Origin of the sequence: Paenibacillus puerhi (assembly GCF_009846885.1) — a bacterium.
In the GTDB taxonomy this organism is placed as follows: Bacteria; Bacillota; Bacilli; order Paenibacillales; family NBRC-103111; genus Paenibacillus_G; species Paenibacillus_G puerhi.
Genome location: NZ_WUWM01000011.1, coordinates 96503 through 117343 on the forward strand (window position 1 = coordinate 96503; position 20841 = coordinate 117343).

The following is a 20841-nucleotide window of genomic DNA, read 5'->3' on the forward strand; positions in this document are numbered from 1 at the left end:
GCTTATTTGCAGAAGATATGCTTGCCGATCGTTTTGACCTGGGGTCGAGTCCAGATCCACTTGGAGGTCGCGGTCACCGGGTTGAAATAATACAGGCAGCCATCGGATGGATCCGATCCGTTCACCGCATCCTGTACGGCTTTGAAAGAGGTCTCGTTCGGCTCGAGCCAGATCTGGCCGTCGGCTACAGCCGTGAAGGCGCCGGGCTGGAAAATCACGCCGGACACCGTGTTCGGGAACTGCGACGACTTGACCCGATTCAATATGACCGCCGCTACCGCGATCTGGCCGACGTACGGCTCGCCGCGTGCTTCGCCGTGAACGGCATTGGCCATCAGCTTCAGGTCCTGCTCCGTAAACCCGAGCCTCGTCGCTTTCGTCATACCGGATGGGGCGGCACTTGGTGCGGCGCCTGCGCCTGCACCGGCGCCCGCTCCTGCAGCGCCCTGATTGCCGGCCGCTCGGCCGATTACCCAGGGCGGCAGCTCTTCGGCCGTCGCCTTCCAGTTCTTCGTAGCCTCCCAGAGCTTCAGCTTGGTCTTGTCTCCGGCAATGCCATCAACCTTAAGCCCAAATTCGGACTGGAACCACTTGAGCGACTTCAGGGTCTGATAACCGAAATCGCCGTCCACATTTCCTTTGTAAAAGCCCAGATGCTTCAATCGTCCCTGAAGCTCATAGGTGTCAGCCGTGCCGGAGGCCCCGTAGCGAATCTCGTTCTTGCTGAAGGTTTGCTCCGTAATAAGTCGGTGCTTTAACTGGAGCCCGGCAAACAATACGGCAACTAGCGTAACGGTCATGATCATCAATCGTTTGTTCATGCGAGGCAACTCACCTTTCCCGCCATTATAAGTGGCAACCTAATTTAAGGTTATTATGAGAAAGGAGAAAGCCGATTATTCAGCCTTGGCGTTTAATCCGGGATTTGACAGCGGCGCCGCCGAAAATCAGGAGGTCATCCGGTTCATGTGGTACTGCTCCAGCGAGACCAGCACCTCACGCGGCTTGCTGCCCTCGTAAGGGCCGACAACCCCTTTAGCCTCCATCGTATCGATCAGGCGGGCCGCGCGCGTATAACCGATCCTCATGCGTCTTTGGAGCAAGGAAACCGAGGCCTGCTTGGCTTCGAGAATAATTTGCACCGCCTGGTCGTACAGCTCGTCCTCGAACAGCTCCTGTTCATCCGACTTATCGTCGACCTGGGGCACCATATCCTCGACGTACTCCACCTGGCGCTGGGTACGAACAAAGTTGCATACCGTCTCCACCTCCTGGTCGGAGAGAAACGCGCCCTGCACCCGCACCGGCTTGGAAGCGCCCATCGGCATATAAAGCATGTCTCCTCGTCCAAGCAGCTTCTCGGCTCCAGCCGAATCGAGAATGGTCCTCGAATCCACCTGCGAGGAGACGCCGAAGGCAATACGGGACGGAATATTCGCCTTGATAACGCCGGTAATGACGTCGACGGAAGGACGCTGCGTGGCGATTAGCAGATGGATCCCTGCCGCCCTCGCCATCTGGGCCAGCCGGCAGATCGCATCCTCTACATCCCCGGCCGCCACCATCATCAGATCGGCAAGCTCGTCGACGATGACCACGATATAAGGCAGCGGCGCGCCTGTCTGCGTTTCAACCAGCATATTGTTGTACCCTTCAATGTTTCTTGTTCCGCTTTTGGAAAACAGCTCATAGCGTTTCTCCATCTCCACCACGACCTTTTTGAGCGCAAGGGAGGCGCGTTTCGGGTCGGTGACGACAGGAGCGAGCAGATGAGGGATGCCATTATACACGTTAAGCTCGACCATCTTCGGATCGATCATCAGGAACTTGACCTCATCCGGCTTCGCTTTGAACAAGATACTCGTAATAATGCCGTTGACGCAAACCGACTTGCCCGATCCCGTAGCACCTGCCACGAGCATGTGAGGCATCTTCGCTAAGTTACCGACGATAGGCTGGCCCGAAATATCGCGGCCGAGAACGATGGATAGCCTCGAGGCAGAATCCTGGAAGGCAGCGGTTTCCATGACCTCTCTCATCGTAACGATAGATACCTCGGTATTAGGAACCTCGATGCCGATAGCGGATTTGCCCGGGATCGGCGCTTCCATCCGGATGTCCTTGGCGGCCAGCGCCAGCGCGATGTCGTCGGTCAGGCTCACGATGCGGCTTACCTTCACTCCTACGTCCGGCTGGATCTCATAACGGGTCACCGCAGGGCCCCGGACGACCTCCAGCACCTTCGCGCGTACGCCAAAGCTTTCCAGCGTCGCCTCCAGCTTCCGGGCAACCGCCTTGTAATCGAGCGACTCGCCGCCCTTGCCTGAGGCGGGCTTGGACAACAGCTGCAGCGACGGAAGCTCATAAGGCAGGGCGAGCGGCTTTGACTTTATGTCAAAGTCCTCAGGCGTGCCTTCTCCCTCCTGCATCTGTGTATCTGAAGGAGAAGAGGCGACAGCTGCGGCAGGAAACCCCGTACCGCCGGAAGCCGTATTCCGGTCTGGGATGTCGCTATCTCCGTTGCCAGCCTCCTGACGAACCTGCTCCTGAAAATCCCGGATAACCGGGATAGGAGACTCCAGCTCCTCCTCCTGCTGCCAAGCGGCCGCTCCGTCGGCAGACTTGCCTCCTTCGGCTGCGTATACGATAACCTCTTCTTCCGGCTCCTCGTCCTCCTGCGCGGTTTTTGCAGCCGATTTGGCGTTCTTTCGTGCTTTTTCCTCGCCATCGGCCGGCTTCAAGAGCTCGAAGAACAGCGACCGCTTCTTACTAGCGGCTTTTCGTGGCTTAGGATCCGGCTTATAGGATTCTTCGTTGAATTCGTCATCATCCGCTCCGGTAGGAATCACTGAAGCAGGCGCTTTCTTCTTTCTTGCAGCCGCCTCCGCGATCCGAGCCTGCCGGCGCTCCAGCGCTTTTTGCCTAATAAACTGGCCCAGCAGCGTATCCTTAAAAGGCTTCCTCGACTGAAGCTTTTGAGCGAGATCGCCGATCGACCAGCCGGTTAGCAGAATAACACCGGTTACAATTAATGTAATCTGGATCAGCCTGGCACCCAGATTGCCGAACATGAAGAAGAACGCGGCATAGAGAACAGCGCCTATCATCCCGCCGCCTACGCTATCCGTAAGGATATTTTGTCCCTGCTCGCTCCCTTCCAGCCCATCCACCAGGCTGCTCCAGGTTTGGGACAGGATTTGCCCGGCCTCGAAGCCCATCTTGGGGAAAAGCATAGCGAACAGGCTGATGTGACTCATCAGCAGCAGCGACAGCAGGATGAGCAGCAGGCCCGCTTTGCGTGCCGTGCGCCACACCGGCCACCGGCGCTTCATCATAGCGTAAAGCGCGGCATATATGAACACAAGGGGGATAACGAAATCCCACGTCCCGATAACGAATCGGAACAAATATGTCAGCGAGCGGGCTACCGAGCCTTCACGGGAGAGCGCGATGACAGACAATGTCAGAATGAGTATACCGTACAGTTCAAATTTTAGATTAGCCTTAATTCCTTTGCCCTTCTTCTTCCTTTTGGCCAAAGCCGTTCACCCCCGTCAGCCCATTATACCATAAACTGGGGTGAAACGTACGTTTCCCTTTTTTCCGGAATTACCTGACGAAAGTCGGCTGAAATTCGATGATCCGGCCAGGCGCCAAGCCGGGGTTGAGGTAGTCCTGGAGCTCGCAGTCAATGAGCCTTACAATAGCCGCTTGTGACGCGTTCAACGGCTGAACCTGCATCGTTATGCCATTGACGGTGATCTCCATCGCCCGTTGCACAGTGGACTCGGCGGGATCGAACCCTTCCATCACGACGTCGTGGGGCAGCAAGGTGGAATGAATCATTGCACGATCCCTCCCGTCTGCTGCTTCCGCCGCTCCTCAATCTGCTCATTCAGCTTTCGGATCGCATCGCCTACTCCTCCTAAGCTATCGATCAGCCCATACTTCACGGCATCCGCTCCGATGACGGTGGTCCCTATGTCGCGAGTCAGCTCGCCCGTCTTGAACATGAGCTCCTTGAATTTCTCTTCATCCACGCGGGAATGCCGGGTCACAAAACGAATGACGCGCTCTTGCATTTTATCCAGGTATTCAAAGGTTTGCGGTACGCCGATCACAAGCCCGTTCATTCGGATCGGATGGATGGTCATGGTTGCCGTCTCGGCAATGATGGAATAACTGGCCGATACCGCTATAGGCACGCCTATGCTATGTCCGCCCCCCAGCACCAGAGTGACAGTCGGCTTGGAGAGCGTCGCAATCATCTCGGCGATAGCTAGCCCCGCCTCCACATCGCCTCCGACAGTATTCAAGATGATCAGCACGCCTTCTATTTTCTGATTTTGCTCAGCCGCTACCAGCTGCGGAATCAAATGCTCGTATTTGGTCGTTTTGTTTTGCGGCGGCAGGACGATATGCCCTTCGATCTGACCGATGATCGTCATGCAGAATATATTGGACTCCCCGTTCGGCACAGCGGTTTGACCGAGCTGCTGGATGGCCTCGACGGTTGCATTCTTGCGTAAGTCCTCTGCCGACGGATTCACTTGCGGTTGTGCGGGCTGCGGCTGCTGCTCCTGCTTATCCTGGTTATTCATGATGGTACCCCCTCGCCAATATCAAAATCTCCCTTTAGTATGAGTCTGCCCGCCAAGAATATGCGCGCAAGCAAAAAGCTTCCCGTCTGCACGGCACGAGCCGGGACGGGAAGCTTTGGGTGGGTTATAAGGTAAAGGGTCAAGTGACTAATGCGAGTGACTAGACTTCCATAATGATAGGAAGAATCATTGGTCTTCTTCTGGTTTGTTCATATAAAAATCGTCCGAGCGCGTCTTTAACATGTGTTTTGAGCGACGCCCATTCATTCACGTTCTCATTCATCAATCGATGCAAAGTGCTCGTTACAATCCGGTTGGCCTCATCAAGCAGGCCTTCGGACTCCCGCACGTACACAAATCCTCTGGAGATGATATCCGGACCGGATAAAATCTTCCCGTCCTGCTTGCTCAGCGTAACGACGACCACGAGGATCCCATCTTGGGAAAGAAGCTTGCGGTCACGAAGGACAATGTTCCCTACGTCGCCTACGCCTAGCCCGTCGATCAGCACATTGCCGGCCGGCACCTTAGAGCCTTTGCGGGCGACGCCGTCCACAATTTCGACCGTTTCGCCGTTATCCACGATGAAGATGTCTTCGCGCGGAATGCCCACGGATTCGGCAAGCAAACCGTGCTGCCGCAGCATTCTGTACTCGCCGTGAATCGGAATAAAGTACTTGGGACGCATGATATTCAGCATCAGCTTAAGCTCTTCCTGACTGCCATGTCCGGAGACGTGTACGCCTGTAATCGAACCCGGTCCATAGATCACGTGCGCGCCAATACGCATCAGCTCATCGACAGTTCGTCCAACGTAACGCTCGTTGCCCGGAATCGGGGTAGCGGCAATAATCACCGTATCGCCTGGCAAGATATCGATCTTGCGGTGAGTTGAGCGTGCCATCCGTGTCAGGGCCGACATCGGCTCTCCTTGCGATCCTGTGCACAAGATTACGACACGGTCGCCAGCCAGCTTGTTGACTTCCTCGGGCTCGATCAGCATGCCATCCGGTATGTTCAAGTAGCCCAGCTCGCTTGCGATCGACACGACATTGACCATGCTGCGTCCGATCACCGTAAGCTTCCGGCGAGTTACCTGGCAAGCGTCGACCACCTGCTGAATCCGGTGAATGTTCGATGCGAACGTTGCGAGAATAACGCGCTGCTTCGCCTTGCGAAACACTTCTTCGATCTCGGCGCCTACGCTGCGCTCCGAGCCTGTATAGCCTGGACGTTCCGAGTTCGTGCTGTCCGACAAGAGGGCAAGCACGCCCTGCTGTCCGATAGCCGCCATCCGGTGCAAGTCGGCATACTGATCGTTGACAGGAGTCTGATCGAACTTGAAGTCTCCGGTATGAACCACATTGCCCTCGGGTGTTGCGAGGCATACTCCCACCGAATCGGGAATACTATGGTTCGTTTTGAAAAAGGTCGCGGTCATGCAGCCGAGCTTCAATTCGGAATCCGAATTAATGACGATACGCTTCGTCTCGCCCAGCAGACCCGCTTCCTTCAGCTTCGTTTCGATAAGGCCCAAGGTCAGACGCGTTGCGTAAATCGGGACATTCAGGTTTTTAAGTACATAGGGCAATCCGCCGATGTGATCCTCATGTCCGTGGGTAATCAAAATGCCGCGAACCTTGTCGCGGTTCTCCGTCAGGTAGGAAATGTCAGGAATCACGATGTCGATGCCGAGCATATCCTCTTCCGGAAACTTCAGGCCGCAGTCCACCACGACGATATCGTTCGCGTACTGCACTACATACATATTCTTACCGATCTCGCCCACGCCGCCTAGGGCGAAAATCGTCAATTTATCTATATTTTTCTTAGACAAAGTAATGAAACCTCCTCAAATTATTTGACGACGATTAATCATATGAACAAACCATTTAATTACTAAACCGCACCAGTCACTTGCCACCATTATACATGAAAGAAACTTGACTTTACAAGTAAGCGGTTCGCAAACCGCTCACACAAGCCCGGGTACTCGTTATGGTATCCCAAAAAAAGAAAACCGATGCCGCGAGCGACACCGATTCATCGAGGTCTTCATCCTAGCAGGGAAGCAATGAATTGTCCTTCTTGTTCGGTCACATTAACGAGCGGAAGCCGCACGCCGCCTACCGGTATCCCCTTCAGATTCAGCGCATGCTTAACCGGAGCGGGACTCGGTACACGGTGCGGGCAGAAGAACAATCCTCTGAATACCGGCAGAAGCTTGCCATGCCATTCGGCGGCTTCTTTTACATTCCCCTGTACATAAGAGTTTATCATAAATTTCATTTCTTTTCCAATCACATGTGAAGCCACGCTCACGATCCCGTGTGCTCCGACTGCCAAGGCCGGCAATGCCGCACTATCGTCGCCGCTATACACGAGGAAGCCAGGAGCCGCACCGGCCACGATCTGCGTAAGCTGATCCGTGTCGGCACAGTCCTTGGTAGCCACGATATTGGGGATCTGCGACAGACGTATCGTCGTATCCGCATCAATATTGACGCCGGTGCGTCCAGGGACATTATAAAGAACAACTGGGATGGACACGGCTTCCGCAATCGCTTTGAAGTGCTGATAGAGACCTTCTTGCGAAGGACGGCTATAATACGGAGCTACGAGCAGCAGCGCATCGACGCCGCGTTTCTCCGCTTCCTTGGACAAATGAATCGAATGGGCCGTATCGTAGCTGCCCGTACCGGCAATGACTTTCACTCTTCCTTGGGCCAATCTGACCGCCGCCTCGAACGACTGCAGCTTCTCTTCGTCAGACAGAGTCGGAGACTCCCCGGTTGTTCCACAAATAACGAGACTGTCGCTTCGCTGTTCGTCTATCAGGTAGTTGAACACATGCTCGAATTGAGCCCAGTCGATATTCAGCCGTTCATCGAATGGAGTTACCATTGCTGTAATCAGTCTTCCGAAATCCACGACTTTCTCCTCCTGCCTGCCTTGTTATTTATGCAAATTAAATGTGCGGTGCAACGCCCTCACCGCCTCCGCCATATCCTTGCCCTCCACGAGCACCCATATGGTGGCGTTGGAGTCGGCCGATTGCAGAATATGAATATCCTGGTCCGTCAATGCTTCGACGATCATAGCCATTATGCCGGGAACGCCGTTCATTCCCCCTCCGATGATGGAGACCTTGGCGCAGCCGCTCGACACGACCGGCGGCAGCCCAAGTCCGGCCAGCGCACTCATGGCCCGATCCGCCTCGTGATCGAATACGGTATACGTAACCCCTGAGGGAGTTACATTGATAAAGTCGACGCTGATCCTCTCCTGTGCCATCGCCTTGAAGACGCGAAGCTGAAGGTCATAGGCCACCTCAGGCGCGGCCACGCGAATCTGAGAGATGCCCGCTACGTGAGCGATACCGGTGACAAATCTGTCAAGAATAGCGCCAGAGCCTTTGGCCGAAGCCGGATGGGTTACAAGGGTGCCCGGACTTTTGGAAAAGGTGGACCGGACCCGGACGGGGATGCCCGCTTGCATGGCCATCTCCACCGCTCGCGGATGAATCACCTTTGCCCCAAGATGGGCCATGTTGCAAATCTCCGCGTAAGATATGACTTCCAGCGGCTTTGCATCCTGCACAATGCGAGGGTCCGCCGTCAGAATACCATTGACATCGGTAAAAATATCGACAAGCTCCGCCTTAAGCGCAGCTCCCAGTGCCGTAGCCGATGTATCGCTCCCGCCTCGGCCCAGGGTCGTCATATCGCCGTTCTTGCAAACGCCTTGAAATCCCGCTACGATGACTGCCCTTCTCTGCTCCAGCAGTTCAATAACCCGGCGCGGGTTGATCGACAAAATCTGCGCATTGCCGAAATCGTCATTCGTCATAATCCCCGCTTGCGCCCCGGTTAATACGGCCGAGGGAATGCCCTCAGCCTCCAGCAAGCTGCACAGGGTAGCGGCCGAAATCAATTCGCCGCAGCCGAGCAGCATATCCCTTTCTCTTGCGGGAAGACGGTCGCCGTTGCGGCTGATCCAATCCAACAAGGTATCCGTTGCATAGGGCTCGCCCTTCCGTCCCATAGCCGATACGACGATTACTGGCTGGTATCCTTGTTCGATGGCTTCCCGAATATGTTCGACAACATATGTTCTGGCTTCGACTGTGGAAAGGGAGGTGCCTCCGAATTTCTGCACCAAGATCTTCACGCAGATCTTCCCTTCTCCTGTTAGAGCTTTTCTTTGAAGCAAAAGCCTGGCTCCCTGCCCGAAGACAGGAAGCCAGACGGATTAATCCTAGTTCTGTTCGATCGCAATATACTCCGCAATCTGTACCGCATTCCAGGCTGCGCCCTTCAGCAGGTTATCGGACACGATCCACAGGTTCAACGCCCGAGGATTGCTAAGGTCGCGGCGTACCCGGCCTACGAATGTCTCCAGCTTGCCGGTGGCTTCCGTTGCGAGCGGGTACTCCTGCTCGGCGGCATTGTCCTGGAGCACGAGCCCCGGAGCGTCTGCGAGCAGCTGCTTGACTTCTTCAACATCGAAATCCGATTTCAATTCGACATAGACGGATTCGGAGTGGCCGTACACAACCGGGATGCGAACGCAAGTAGCCGTGACTTCCAGCGATTCGTCGCCCATAATTTTTTTCGTTTCGTTGATCATCTTCATTTCCTCGTAAGTAAAGCCATTATCCGTAAATTTGTCGATTTGCGGAATGGCGTTGAACGCGATCTGATGCTTTTTAGGCAGCGAGCCGACAGGCAGAATCTTAGGCTCGACTTCTTGGCCGTCCAGTATCTCGCGGGATTGACGCAGCATCTCTGTAATAGCGCTGGCCCCGGCGCCCGAAACCGCCTGATAGGTGGATACGATAACACGGGAGATGCCGTAACGGTCATAAAGCGGCTTCAGCGTCTGTACCATCTGGATGGTCGAGCAGTTCGGGTTGGCAATTACGCCCTTGTGCTCGCTTACTTTATCGATATTAACCTCCGGGACAACCAGCGGAGTTTCCGGATCCATCCGGAAGGCGCTCGTGTTGTCTACACAGACGGTTCCGCGTTTGATCGCTTCGGGAATAAGTGCCTTACTAACGTCTCCTCCCGCGCTGAACAAGGCAATATCGACGCCCTCAAAGGAATCGGCAGTAGCCTCCTGAACCGTGATTTCCTGCCCTTTAAACGATATCTTGGAGCCTGCCGAGCGAGCGGAAGACAGAAGCTTGAGCTCTTGAATGGGGAAATCCCGCTTGGCCAGCAAACGGATTATTTGTTCTCCTACGGCACCTGTTGCGCCTACGACGGCAACGTTAAACAATTTCTGATTCGACATGTAGTTCTCTCCCCTGTGATAATGATAACGGTAGCTGCTTGTAAGAGATGATTCAAAAACGGTAATTAGTAATTAAAACGTTCGATCAGCATCGGTTGAAGCTGCTTTCCGGCCAATGCCGCCTCGCATGTCTCCATGATCAGGTCCATACGGGCGACCAGCGAGTTCGGCTTAGCGGCAGGCGCGTCCTGTCCGAACGGGACAAAGTAAATGTTCTTGGTGATCAGCAACTTGCCGACGTTCGTTGCATTAAGTCCAAGTCCGTCATTGGTGGAGATCGCCAGCACAAGCGGACGTTGATTCCGCATCTGTGCCTTGGCTGCCATCAAAACGGGACTTTCCGTCATCGCATTAGCCAGCTTGCTTGTCGTATTCCCCGTGCAGGGAGCAATCACCATCACGTCCAAGAGCTTGGAAGGCCCGAGCGGCTCGGCATTTACAATTGAAGAAATAATATCATTTCCTGTGATCTCTTTCAACTGTTTTCGCCAACTTTCCGAACTCCCGAACCTTGTGTCCGTCGTCATGATCGTATTGGATACGATCGGCACGACCTTGGCCCCCGCGTCCGTGAACCGCTTTATTTGGGGCATTACCTCTTCGAACGTGCAGTGCGATCCCGTCAGCGCGAAGCCTACGGTCACTTTGGACCAATCCATTTATTCATTCCCCCTTGACTGAGCATGCTCCATGATGATGCTGCTAATCGTGTCCGCTATGATGCGTCCCGCTGTCTTGGGCGCTACGATACCCGGCAGTCCGGGGGCCAGCATCGCTTTGACTCCGCGCTTCTCTGCGAACCGGAAATCCGTCCCTCCCGGCCTGGAGGCCAGATCAATAATTAGGGCACGATGGGGAATATTAGCGATAACCTGCGCCGTAATGATTAAGGAAGGAATCGTATTGAACAGAAGGTCCACACCCGAAACCTTCTTGATCAAATCATGCGTGTAAAATGGATTCATGCCCATCTCGGCTGCCCGGGCGAAATAATCGGGTCTGTTGACACCAACTCTCACATGCGCTCCCATGCCTTGCAGCGTGCGGGCAAGCGTCATGCCCGTTCTGCCGAAGCCAAGCACCATGGAGTCGGAGCTGTGAATCGTAATGTCCGTATTCTGGATGGCCATCATGATGGCCCCCTCGGCCGTCGGGATGGAGTTGTAAATCGCCACGTCGTCCCTATCGAAGAGTTCGACAAGCGCAATGCTATAGGTGGCGCACAACTCGCGTAAGTAAGGCTTCGCCATCCCGGTAAAAACGGTGGCGTGCTTCGGCAAAGCCGCTATATGTTCTTGTGCCAAGCGCAATTCCTTGGAAGAAAACAAACTCTCCACGCGGCCATGATCATCTGTACCTACGGCAGGCAAAATGACCGCATCCATCCCGTCCAGCGCCTCCGGTGTGAGCTCCGCCTTGGTGATGCCGCTGAATCCGTTCTGTAGATTGTCGAACCCGATCAGCGTAACGGACGCGTCCAGCTCCGAGCATTTGTGGATGACCTCGAGCTGCCTGGCGTCGCCTCCGATCAGAGCCGCTTGTATCCCGGTCAGCATTTCTTCTCACCTCTTTCTAAGTCGCTTTCGATAAATCATCTTATGCGCTTGCCCAGAGATGGGTTCCAATACGGAGCACGACATGAGACTCGGGGTGAAAGAGCCGCAAGCCTCGCTTGTTGACTGATAAGGAATGGCATTCGCCGCCTAATTGTATAAAAAAAGACTGCCAACCTCTACAGGTCGGCAGTCTGTATATTCATTATTTCGTTCCCGTATGGCCGAAGCCGCCGGTACCCCTTACCGTATCATCCAGCTCCTCGACTTCCTGAAAAACGACTTGGGGAACGCGCTGGAACACCATCTGGGCAATCCGCTCCTTGCGTTCAATCGCGAATGGCGAGGAGCCATGGTTGATGAGCAGCACCTTCACCTCGCCCCGATAGTCCGCATCGATCGTCCCCGGCGTATTCAAGGTGGTAAGACCGTGCTTGAACGCCAGGCCGCTCCGCGGCCGGATCTGCGCCTCCAGCTCCCCCGGCATCGCGAGCGCGAACCCGGTAGGAATAAGCGCCCTCTCCCCCGGCGCCAGCACGATCGGATCAGCTAGCGCCGCATACAGATCGAAGCCGCTGGCTAGTTCGGACATTTTAGCCGGAAGCGGGATATCCTCGTTGCCCGGCAGCCGCTTGATTTGCACTTGATACTGTTCAGACAAGCTGATCCCTCCTGAAGCCCTGAATAGCGTCATCGTTCTGGCCGACCATGGCCATAGCGAATGGGTTCGACAGCAGATTCGCCGTTAATTCCCGGATATGCTCCATGTCGACACGCTCGATTCGCTCGATAATTTCATCCAGACTATAGTGCTTGCCCAGCATCAGCTCGTTTTTGCCGATACGGTTCATTCGGCTGCTTGTGCTTTCGAGGCTCAGAATCAGACTGCCCTTCATCTGCTCTTTCCCTTTGCGCAGCTCGGCAGACGATAATCCGTGCTCCTTCAGGTCAGCCATCATCTCAAGCGTAACTTTAAGAACCTCGGAGGTTTGCTTGGGCGCCGTTCCCGTATAGATCGTGAACAAGCCTCCGTCTTGATAGGACGTATGATAGGAGTATACAGAATAGGCCAAACCCCGTTTTTCACGGATTTCCTGGAACAAGCGCGAGCTCATCCCGCCGCCGATCGCATTATTTAATAGTATCATCGCATACAGGTTATCGTCGGTGATCGGTAGTCCCGGCAAAGACAAGCAAATGTGATTCTGCTCCGTTTTTTTCTGATGGTACGCAAGCTCGCTGTGGAAGCCAAGCGGCTGCCGGCTATCAGGGGCCTCCGGTCCGCTAAAACCGCTGAAATGGCGATCAATCAAGGACAACACATCATCGCCGATATTGCCCGCTATGCTGACGACCGTATTGCCAGGCGTATAGTGAGACTTCATATAATCGCGCAGCGTATCTGAATTCATCGCGGACAAATTATCCTCGGTCCCGATGATTGTATACCCAAGCGTATGCTCGCCGAAGGCCGCCCTTGCGATCAGGTCATGCACCATATCGTCAGGGGTATCCTCATACATGGCAATTTCTTCATAAATGACATTCTTCTCTTTCTCCAGTTCCTCGGGATCGAAAACCGAGCGGAAGAACATGTCGGACAGTACCTCGACGGCCAGCGGGAGATGCTCATCCAACACTTTACAATAGTAGCAAGTGTATTCCTTCGATGTAAACGCGTTGATATTACCGCCGATACCATCGAAAATCTCCGCAATCTCTTTGGCCGAGTATTTATCGGTGCCCTTGAAGAGCATATGCTCGATAAAATGCGAAATTCCGTTATTCGTTTCGTGTTCATTGCGCGAACCGGTCTTCACCCAGATGCCGAATGCCACGGAACGGCATGTCGGAATTTTCTCGATCACGACGCGCAATCCGTTTTTGAGGGTATATTTGTCCAAGCACGATGCCTCCTCGTTCGTATTCATTGATGCCGCCTACAGGCAGGTGCTCGTGCAGGCATAATATTTAGATATTACCATTATTGTGTGGGGGACTCAACCTCAGGGATACGCTGCGGCGAAAGCACCTCGCTGACCGTGCCGAGCTGAAGACCCTTGCTCCTTATCGAACGGATCATCCCGTCAAGCGCATCCCTGCTAGAAGCGGTCGGATGCATCAGAATCAGCGTCCCCGGCTCCACGCGTGCCGCTATCTTGCGAACGATGGAATCAGCGGGGGGCTTTTTCCAATCTACCGTATCCAGGGTCCACAGGATCGTGCGAAGCCCCAGGCTGTGTGCGACATCTACCGTTGTCTGGTTATAGTCGCCCGAAGGAGGAGCGAACAGTCCCCCGCTCACGCCTACCTGTTCCTTCAGCAGCTTTTCCGTTTTAACGATTTCCGTTTCATTTTGCGCGCGGGAAAGGGTGCTCATATTTTTATGCGAATAGGCATGATTCCCTAGCTCATGGCCTTTCTCTGCAATTGTTTTCGCCATCGCTACGTTCTTCGAAAGCCACATGCCATCCAAAAAGAAGGTCGCCCGGATGCCTTCTTTCTCAAGAGTCGCCAGCATCTGGGGCAAATACTCGTCCCCCCAGGCCACATTGATCATGAAAGCTACGAGCGGCTTGCCCGGGTTTCCTTTATATACCGGATGCGGTCCAAGCTGATCCAATCCGGTTTGCGGCGGGATCTCGCGGTATACAAGCGGCGGCGGGTCCGGATATCCTTGCGCCTGGGCCGCATCCAGCGATTTCTCCAGATCAACCTCCAGGCCGTTATAGCCCGGTACAGCCTTCCACACACGATCGATTTTGGCATTAATCGGAGCCACATAACGTTTGCGAGCTTCTTCCTGGATATAGGCCCTAGCTTTGGAGCGAAGCTCTTCGTCATGACCGAACATCTGACGGGCCCATGCCTGGAAAGAATCCGCTGACGCAAAGCCGGAGCTCTTGCCGGATGTTTCACGGGCATTCGTGACGAATCGATCTACGGCGGTCGATTGTTGCAGCAGCACCAGCAGGGTGGCTAGACTGGCGGTGGCAAACAGCAGCAGCTTTTCTTTTTTCAGGTTCATAGTCGGGTCTCCCGTTTCTTCCTTGTTTGTCCCATTCATATGTCTGTGCGGACGAGATTAGACCTTCGACTCTAACGGGTTCGCAAAGGAATGGGACAAGGGAGACCGGCCTGCTGCAAAGCTCCTGTTCTTTTTTAGACAAAGCAAAAAAGAGACAGACAAGATCTGGCTCTTTCTTCGTATGGCGCTCATTGAAGCGCCGTTACATATCGTGCAGTTAGGATTGGGCCGGAGCGGTCGGAGGAGTCAGCAGCACTTTACGGGATAGATTGACACGTCCCTGCGCATCGATTTCCGTTACCTTAACGGTAAGCTGGTCTCCGATTTTAACAACATCCTCTACCTTGGCTACGCGCTCGGAAGACAATTGCGAAATATGCACGAGACCGTCCTTGCCCGGCAGTATTTCAACAAAAGCTCCGAATTTCTCAATGCGCTTCACCGTACCGAGATAGATTTCCCCGACGATGACTTCGCGGACGATGCCTTCGATGATCGAACGTGCTTTTTCGTTCATCTCACTGTTGGACGAAGCGATAAATACGCGTCCATCCTGCTCGATGTCGATCTTCACGCCGGTCTCCTCGATGATTTTATTGATGATCTTCCCGCCGGCTCCGATCACATCGCGGATTTTGTCCGGGTTGATCTGCATGGTCACGATCTTAGGCGCATAAGGCGAGAGCTCGTTCTTTGGCGTGGAGATCCGCTCCATCATTTTGCCGAGAATATGCATCCGTCCTTCTCTGGCCTGCTCGAGCGATTGGCTCAAAATTTCACGGTTAATCCCGTCAATTTTAATATCCATTTGCAGAGCAGTAACACCCTTGGCCGTACCCGCTACCTTAAAGTCCATATCGCCCAGATGATCCTCCATACCTTGGATATCCGACAGAATGGAGAAGTGCTCGCCGTTCTTGATCAAGCCCATCGCGATCCCCGCTACCGGTGCCTTAATCGGAACGCCTGCATCCATCATAGCGAGCGTGCTTGCGCATATACTAGCCTGGGAGGTTGAACCGTTCGACTCCAGCACTTCAGAGACAAGACGAATCGTATAAGGGAACTCGACTTCATTCGGAATAACAGCTTCCAGCGCACGTGCGCCAAGCGCCCCATGTCCGATCTCGCGACGGCCTGGAGGACGAAGAGGTCTTGCTTCGCCAACGCTGAACGGCGGGAAATTATAGTGGTGCATGAACCTTTTGGATTCTTCCAGATCGATGCCGTCCAGAATCTGCACATCGCCAAGCGCGCCAAGCGTACAAATCGACAGCGCCTGCGTTTGACCCCGCGTGAACAGACCCGAGCCATGCGTGCGCGGCAGCAAATTAATGTCGCACTCAATCGGACGGATCTCCTCAAGTGCCCGTCCATCCGGACGCACCTTGTCATGCGTAATCAAACGGCGGACTTCTTCCTTCACGATATCATACAAGGATTCCTTGACATCGTCCATCTTGTCCGGCGTTTCAGCATAGACAGCGACAAAATGCTCCTTCGCTTCGGCATTCACGGCATCAATCGCATCCTGGCGGGCATGCTTCTCCGGAATTTTGACCGCTTCGACCAGACGGGCTTGGGCAAACTCGCGAACGGCTTTGTCCACTTCCGGATCAACCGCATGCAGCTTCACTTCCATCTTCGGTCTGCCGACCTTGGCGACAAGCTCTTCCTGCACTGCGACGATTTTGCGGATCTCGTCATGACCGAACATGATCGCTTCGAGCATCGCTTCTTCAGCTACCTCATCGGCGCCGGCTTCAACCATCATGATCGCATCCTTGGTGCCTGCGACGACCAGATGAATATCGCTCTTCTCCGCTTGCGCAAGCGTCGGGTTAATTACGAATTGCCCGTCTACCCGTCCAACGATCACGCCGCCTACCGGCCCGTCGAAAGGAACATCGGAGATGCTAAGCGCTGCGGATACGCCGATCATAGCCGCCATCTCTGGCGTGCAATCCTGATCCACGCTCATAACGATAGCTACGACTTGCACGTCATTACGGAACCCTTCCGGGAACAACGGACGAATCGGGCGGTCCGTCAAACGGCTTGCCAAAATCGCTTTCTCGCTCGGGCGTCCTTCACGCTTGATAAAGCCTCCGGGAATTTTACCTACCGAGTACAGACGCTCCTCGTAGTTCACCGTCAGCGGGAAAAAATCCAGATCCTTCGGCTCGGCCGACGCCGTAACCGTACATAGTACGACCGTATCACCATAGCGGGCGACGACGGCGCCGTTGGCCTGCTTGGCCAGACGGCCCGTCTCCAGCACGAGCTGCCGGCCGCCAAGATCCATTTGCACCTTGCTCTCCATAAACAACCTCCTATAATTGGCGTTCGTTCATAACATGTGTCGCGAGGATTCGCTTATGTATGCCCGTTCGCACGCATGCTGATCAATTAACCATTCTGCATAATGGTTAGTATTTCCTTCTTTTTGCGAAAACATTAGCTAAATTAACCTCAGTCTGCACTGCCAAAAAAAGCAATCCCGAGTCCTGGAGCATCCAAATGACGATGATCTGGAGGCGCCCAAAGGACAAACGTGATTGCTTTGATTGCGAGGCACGCGCGATTAGCGGCGCAAACCGAGTTTCTCGATCAGTGCGCTGTAACGCTTAACGTCTTTGTTTTTCAAGTACGTCAGCAGCTTACGGCGTTGACCGACCATTTTGAGCAGACCGCGACGAGAGTGGTGGTCTTTCTTGTGGGTTTTCAAGTGAGCTGTCAGGTTCACGATGTTTTCTGTAAGAATCGCAACTTGCACCTCAGGAGATCCCGTATCGTTCTCGTGGGTTTTGTGTGTAGCAATCAGTTCATGCTTACGCTCTTGTGTCAATGCCATGTTGATTCACCTCCATAAGTTATGTTATCCCCGGTAGCCCAGAGACCGTCGGAGTCTCGTTTCTCCACGCTACGGTTTATTCGATTGCCGGGCTCTTGGCGAGCCGCCGTCTCGAACGGCGTTTTCCGAATCGACAACGCTTCATAGTATAGCACATCGCATCATTAAAAGTAAAATAGAAAAACAAAATTTGTTAAGGCATCGGAGCCAGCGTCCTGCGCGCCGTATCGGCATCCTGCCCGATCTGCGCGACAAGCTCGTCAACCGAGCCGAACTTGCGCTCCGGACGAATAAAATCGATGAGCTGAACCTGTACCGTCTCGCCGTAAATCTCGTCCTTAAAGTCAAACAAATGAGCCTCCAGCGTCGGATGAATCAATGTTCCTTCAAAGGTAGGCTTAACCCCGATATTCATGACGCCGCCGTACCAGCGATCACGAACCCGTACCCGGACGGCATAAACGCCGTTAGCCGGCAGCACGTAAGGGTCCTTCAATAAAATATTGGCTGTCGGAAATCCGATCGTCCGGCCGCGGGCATCTCCGTGCACAATCTCGCCCTCCAGCTCGTAGGGCCGGCCGAGCAGCTCCCCCGCTTCACGAGCTTGTCCTTCCTGCAAACATTGCCGGATACGGGTGCTGCTCACCTTCTCGCCCCCCTGATGGAAGGGACGTACAATCTCGACGGCAAATCGGCCCTTGGCCAGCTCGCATAGAGTATCCGGCGTGCCCGAGCCCCGATGGCCGAATCTGAAGTCAAAGCCGACATACACCGTATCCAGATTAAGAGGGATAAGCATATGCTCCACGAATTCTTCCGGAGTGAGCCGCATGAACGACTCGTTGAAATCGACCATATAGGTCACATCGACCCCAAGTTCGCTTAAAACCTCGCGTTTCGTCCATCGCGGGGTCAGCAGCCTCACATAATGATCAAGCCCAAGCACCTGGCGCGGATGGGGATGGAAGGTCATAATGGCACTGACGGCTCCCAGATCCCTGCTCCTTCTTACGGCGCGTCCGATGACTTCCCGGTGTCCAAGATGGACGCCGTCAAAATCTCCGATCGCGAGCACTTGTGGCCTTTGACCCGCGAAGCGCCCGGCTTCAAGCGGATACGAGAGCGATACTGTCTGCATCATATCGTTGCGTTCACCTACAATTCGGCTATAAGAGGTCGTTCAAAGAGCTTTGAACATCCCTTTTGAACAGTTAAGCTTGCTCTTGCGTGAAAATTTTGACGGCTTGCAGCGCTTGCTTCTCTTGATTCCATTCCAAAACGCCAACGGCCCGTTCCGACGGCCCGGCAAATCCCGCAATCCGGCTCAACAGCTCCGGTTCGACCCCTTGGAGTGAAGCTAGCTGTTCGGCATTAAGCCGAACCTTCTGCCCCTGGGACGCCCTTAACGCCTGCTCATCGGACAATACCACACGGGGGAGATGACGAAGCGCCTCTTCGATGGGAACCAGCCTGGAGCCCAAGTCGCCGCTGCTGACCAGCTCCTGTACCTCTTCCAAGGTGAGGCAGCTTTCTTGAGTCAGACTGCCGGTCGATGTCCGGACGAGCTCTCCCATCACAGCCGGTACCCCGAGAGCCTTGCCGATGTCAGCGCAAAGCGTGCGGATATAGGTGCCTTTAGAGCAAAGCACCCGAAAGCGGATCTTAGGGTATTCCCCTTCCCAGTCCGTCTCTAGGACATCGATCCGGTAGATCGTAACTGAACGAGCTTTGCGTTCAATCTCGATCCCCTGGCGAGCCAGCTCATACAACCGCTTTCCCTCTACCTTGACGGCGGAATACATCGGCGGCACCTGCTCAATCTGCCCGACGAAGCGGCGGACAGCCTCGGCTGCGGCCTCCGGCGCAATCCGTTCCTTGACCGTTTCATCCTTGGCGAGCGTAGTGCCGCTCAAATCCTCGGTATCCGTAGACAGACCGAGCCACAGACAGGCCTCGTACTCTTTAGGCAAATCCTGGATATATTCAACCACGCGCGTTGCCTTCCCGATACATAAAGGGAGCACGCCGGTCACCATCGGATCAAGCGTACCGGTATGTCCGATACGCTTGATCTTCAGGATGCGGCGCGCCTTGGCAACGACATCATGAGAAGTAAAGCCTTTGGGCTTCCATATCGGCAATATGCCGTCCAGCGTCATAACAGCGCACTCCCTACCTCCTGAACTACCCGATCAATCGCTTCCTGCAGCGACCCCTCGACCGTACAGCCGGCTGCCCGAATATGGCCGCCGCCGCCGAATCGCTGGGCGATCTCCGCTACGTTCGCTTCTCCGCCGGAACGGAGACTGACCTTGACGACGCCCGGTTTTTTCTCCTTAAACAGGATGCCGACCGATACTCCCTCCACATTGCGAGCATAGTTCACGAGCCCGTCCATGTCCTCGCTGGATGCGCCCGAAGCAAGCAATTGGTCCGTTGACACGGACAGCCAAGCCACCCGCTTATCGTGAGCAAAGCTCAAGGTCGTCAGACTCGACTTAAGCAAGGATACCTGAGCGAACGTCATCTTCTCCAGCAGCCTTTCGGCGAGCTCATGCCCCTGTACTCCGCGGCTGAGCAGCTCCGACGCGATACGCATAACCTTCGGCGAGGTGTTGGAATAGCGGAACCCGCCGGTATCCGTCAACAAGCCGGAGTAGATGCATACATTCCATTCATCCGAGCAATCCACAGCAAGCTCCGCGGCCAGATCATACAGCACTTCTACCGTTGCCGCCGCATCGGCCTGGACTAGATTCACGGTACCAAAGGAATCATTCGTCGCGTGATGGTCGATGTTCAACAGCTGGAATCCGGGCGCGAAGCAGCGGCGCACCTGCCCGATCCGCCCAAAATCAGCGCAATCGACCGAGATCACCGCAGCAAACATACGTTCAGGCTCTTTTTGCTCAAAGTTCCAGATCGGATGCGGGCCAGCCATGTAGTGAAACTTGCTAGGCATAGGGCCTTCATTGATCAGCGTAAAGGATTTGCCGAGCGCATGCAGCATCCAAGCCACGCCGAACGTCGATCCGGTGGCATCCCCGTCAGGCTGGACGTGGGAAACCACCAGAAAGTCGTCGTGCTTGCGGATAAAGTCGGCTGCCGCTTGAAGCTGTACGGCGTACTCCGCTTTACTCATGCTTTCGAATCCCCTTCGCTAATCTGCTGAAGAATCGATTGAATCTTGGAGCCGTAATCGATGGAGGCGTCAAATATGAAATGCAAATCAGGAATTTTGCGCATCCGGATCCGCTTGCCCAGCTCGGAACGGATGAATCCGGAGCTGCGGCCGAGAGCTTTCAGCGTCTCTTCCCGCTGCTCCTCACTTCCAAGTACACTCAGATATACCTTCGCCTGAGAGTAATCATTGGTGACATCCACGCCCGTGACGGTAATAAAGCCGATCCGCGGGTCCTTCAGCTCGGACTGAATAATCTGGCTGATTTCCTTCTTGATTTGCTCGCCAACTCGACCTACGCGAATTTTAGCCATAGCGAATCACCT

General features: G+C 54.5%; 19 protein-coding genes. All 19 read right to left on the reverse strand.

Going from position 1 to position 20841, the window contains the following annotated elements; translation table 11 throughout:
* Positions 1 to 2 precede the first annotated feature (2 nt).
* On the reverse strand, positions 3 to 821 hold the full coding sequence (gene sleB / locus GSF01_RS12080; protein WP_159884285.1) for a spore cortex-lytic enzyme: 819 nt from the start codon (positions 819 to 821) through the stop codon (positions 3 to 5).
* Between the two features lie 126 nt (positions 822 to 947).
* Positions 948 to 3539, reverse strand: a complete 2592-nt coding sequence (locus tag GSF01_RS12085; protein WP_159884287.1) for an FtsK/SpoIIIE family DNA translocase — start codon at positions 3537 to 3539, stop codon at positions 948 to 950.
* Positions 3540 to 3609: 70 nt separating this feature from the next.
* Positions 3610 to 3846, reverse strand: coding sequence for a YlzJ-like family protein (locus tag GSF01_RS12090; RefSeq protein WP_159884289.1), 237 nt, complete (start codon positions 3844 to 3846; stop codon positions 3610 to 3612).
* Positions 3843 to 4601 carry a ClpP family protease gene (locus GSF01_RS12095; RefSeq protein ID WP_159884291.1) on the reverse strand — a complete coding sequence of 253 codons (759 nt, stop codon included), beginning with the start codon at positions 4599 to 4601 and terminating at the stop codon, positions 3843 to 3845. The genes GSF01_RS12090 and GSF01_RS12095 overlap by 4 nt, the downstream gene beginning before the upstream one ends.
* A gap of 160 nt (positions 4602 to 4761) precedes the next feature.
* Positions 4762 to 6438 (reverse strand): ribonuclease J, encoded by a 1677-nt coding sequence (locus GSF01_RS12100; RefSeq protein WP_159884293.1) that lies wholly within the window; start codon positions 6436 to 6438, stop codon positions 4762 to 4764.
* 218 nt (positions 6439 to 6656) lie between these two features.
* On the reverse strand, positions 6657 to 7532 hold the full coding sequence (gene dapA / locus GSF01_RS12105; protein WP_159884295.1) for a 4-hydroxy-tetrahydrodipicolinate synthase: 876 nt from the start codon (positions 7530 to 7532) through the stop codon (positions 6657 to 6659).
* A gap of 24 nt (positions 7533 to 7556) precedes the next feature.
* The gene (dapG, locus tag GSF01_RS12110; RefSeq protein WP_159884297.1) at positions 7557 to 8771 is read right to left on the reverse strand and encodes an aspartate kinase; all 1215 of its coding nucleotides are present in this window, start codon (positions 8769 to 8771) and stop codon (positions 7557 to 7559) included.
* Positions 8772 to 8858: 87 nt separating this feature from the next.
* Positions 8859 to 9899 (reverse strand): aspartate-semialdehyde dehydrogenase, encoded by a 1041-nt coding sequence (locus GSF01_RS12115; protein WP_159884299.1) that lies wholly within the window; start codon positions 9897 to 9899, stop codon positions 8859 to 8861.
* Positions 9900 to 9964: 65 nt separating this feature from the next.
* A complete protein-coding gene (locus tag GSF01_RS12120; RefSeq protein WP_159884300.1) occupies positions 9965 to 10558 on the reverse strand; it encodes a dipicolinate synthase subunit B in 594 nt (197 codons plus the stop codon).
* Positions 10559 to 11455 (reverse strand): dipicolinate synthase subunit DpsA, encoded by an 897-nt coding sequence (gene dpsA / locus GSF01_RS12125; RefSeq protein WP_159884301.1) that lies wholly within the window; start codon positions 11453 to 11455, stop codon positions 10559 to 10561.
* Positions 11456 to 11657: 202 nt separating this feature from the next.
* Positions 11658 to 12113: a dUTP diphosphatase gene (gene dut / locus GSF01_RS12130; protein ID WP_268893709.1), complete on the reverse strand. Its 456-nt coding sequence runs from the start codon at positions 12111 to 12113 to the stop codon at positions 11658 to 11660.
* Positions 12106 to 13356: a M16 family metallopeptidase gene (locus GSF01_RS12135; protein ID WP_159884303.1), complete on the reverse strand. Its 1251-nt coding sequence runs from the start codon at positions 13354 to 13356 to the stop codon at positions 12106 to 12108. The genes dut and GSF01_RS12135 overlap by 8 nt, the downstream gene beginning before the upstream one ends.
* A gap of 80 nt (positions 13357 to 13436) precedes the next feature.
* Positions 13437 to 14480, reverse strand: coding sequence for a polysaccharide deacetylase family protein (locus GSF01_RS12140; RefSeq protein ID WP_159884304.1), 1044 nt, complete (start codon positions 14478 to 14480; stop codon positions 13437 to 13439).
* Between the two features lie 217 nt (positions 14481 to 14697).
* Entirely contained in the window at positions 14698 to 16803 is a 2106-nt protein-coding gene (gene pnp, locus GSF01_RS12145; RefSeq protein WP_159884305.1) for a polyribonucleotide nucleotidyltransferase, read from the reverse strand.
* A gap of 261 nt (positions 16804 to 17064) precedes the next feature.
* Positions 17065 to 17334, reverse strand: a complete 270-nt coding sequence (rpsO, locus tag GSF01_RS12150; RefSeq protein WP_159884307.1) for a 30S ribosomal protein S15 — start codon at positions 17332 to 17334, stop codon at positions 17065 to 17067.
* A 193-nt stretch (positions 17335 to 17527) separates the two neighbouring features.
* Complete coding sequence (locus tag GSF01_RS12155) at positions 17528 to 18472, reverse strand: bifunctional riboflavin kinase/FAD synthetase (RefSeq protein WP_201305377.1); 945 nt, start codon at positions 18470 to 18472, stop codon at positions 17528 to 17530.
* A 73-nt stretch (positions 18473 to 18545) separates the two neighbouring features.
* Positions 18546 to 19493: a tRNA pseudouridine(55) synthase TruB gene (gene truB / locus GSF01_RS12160; protein ID WP_159884310.1), complete on the reverse strand. Its 948-nt coding sequence runs from the start codon at positions 19491 to 19493 to the stop codon at positions 18546 to 18548.
* Positions 19490 to 20476, reverse strand: a complete 987-nt coding sequence (locus tag GSF01_RS12165; protein ID WP_159884313.1) for a DHH family phosphoesterase — start codon at positions 20474 to 20476, stop codon at positions 19490 to 19492. Before GSF01_RS12165 ends, truB begins: the two co-directional genes overlap by 4 nt.
* A complete protein-coding gene (rbfA, locus tag GSF01_RS12170) occupies positions 20473 to 20829 on the reverse strand; it encodes a 30S ribosome-binding factor RbfA (protein ID WP_159884315.1) in 357 nt (118 codons plus the stop codon). Before rbfA ends, GSF01_RS12165 begins: the two co-directional genes overlap by 4 nt.
* Positions 20830 to 20841 lie beyond the last annotated feature (12 nt).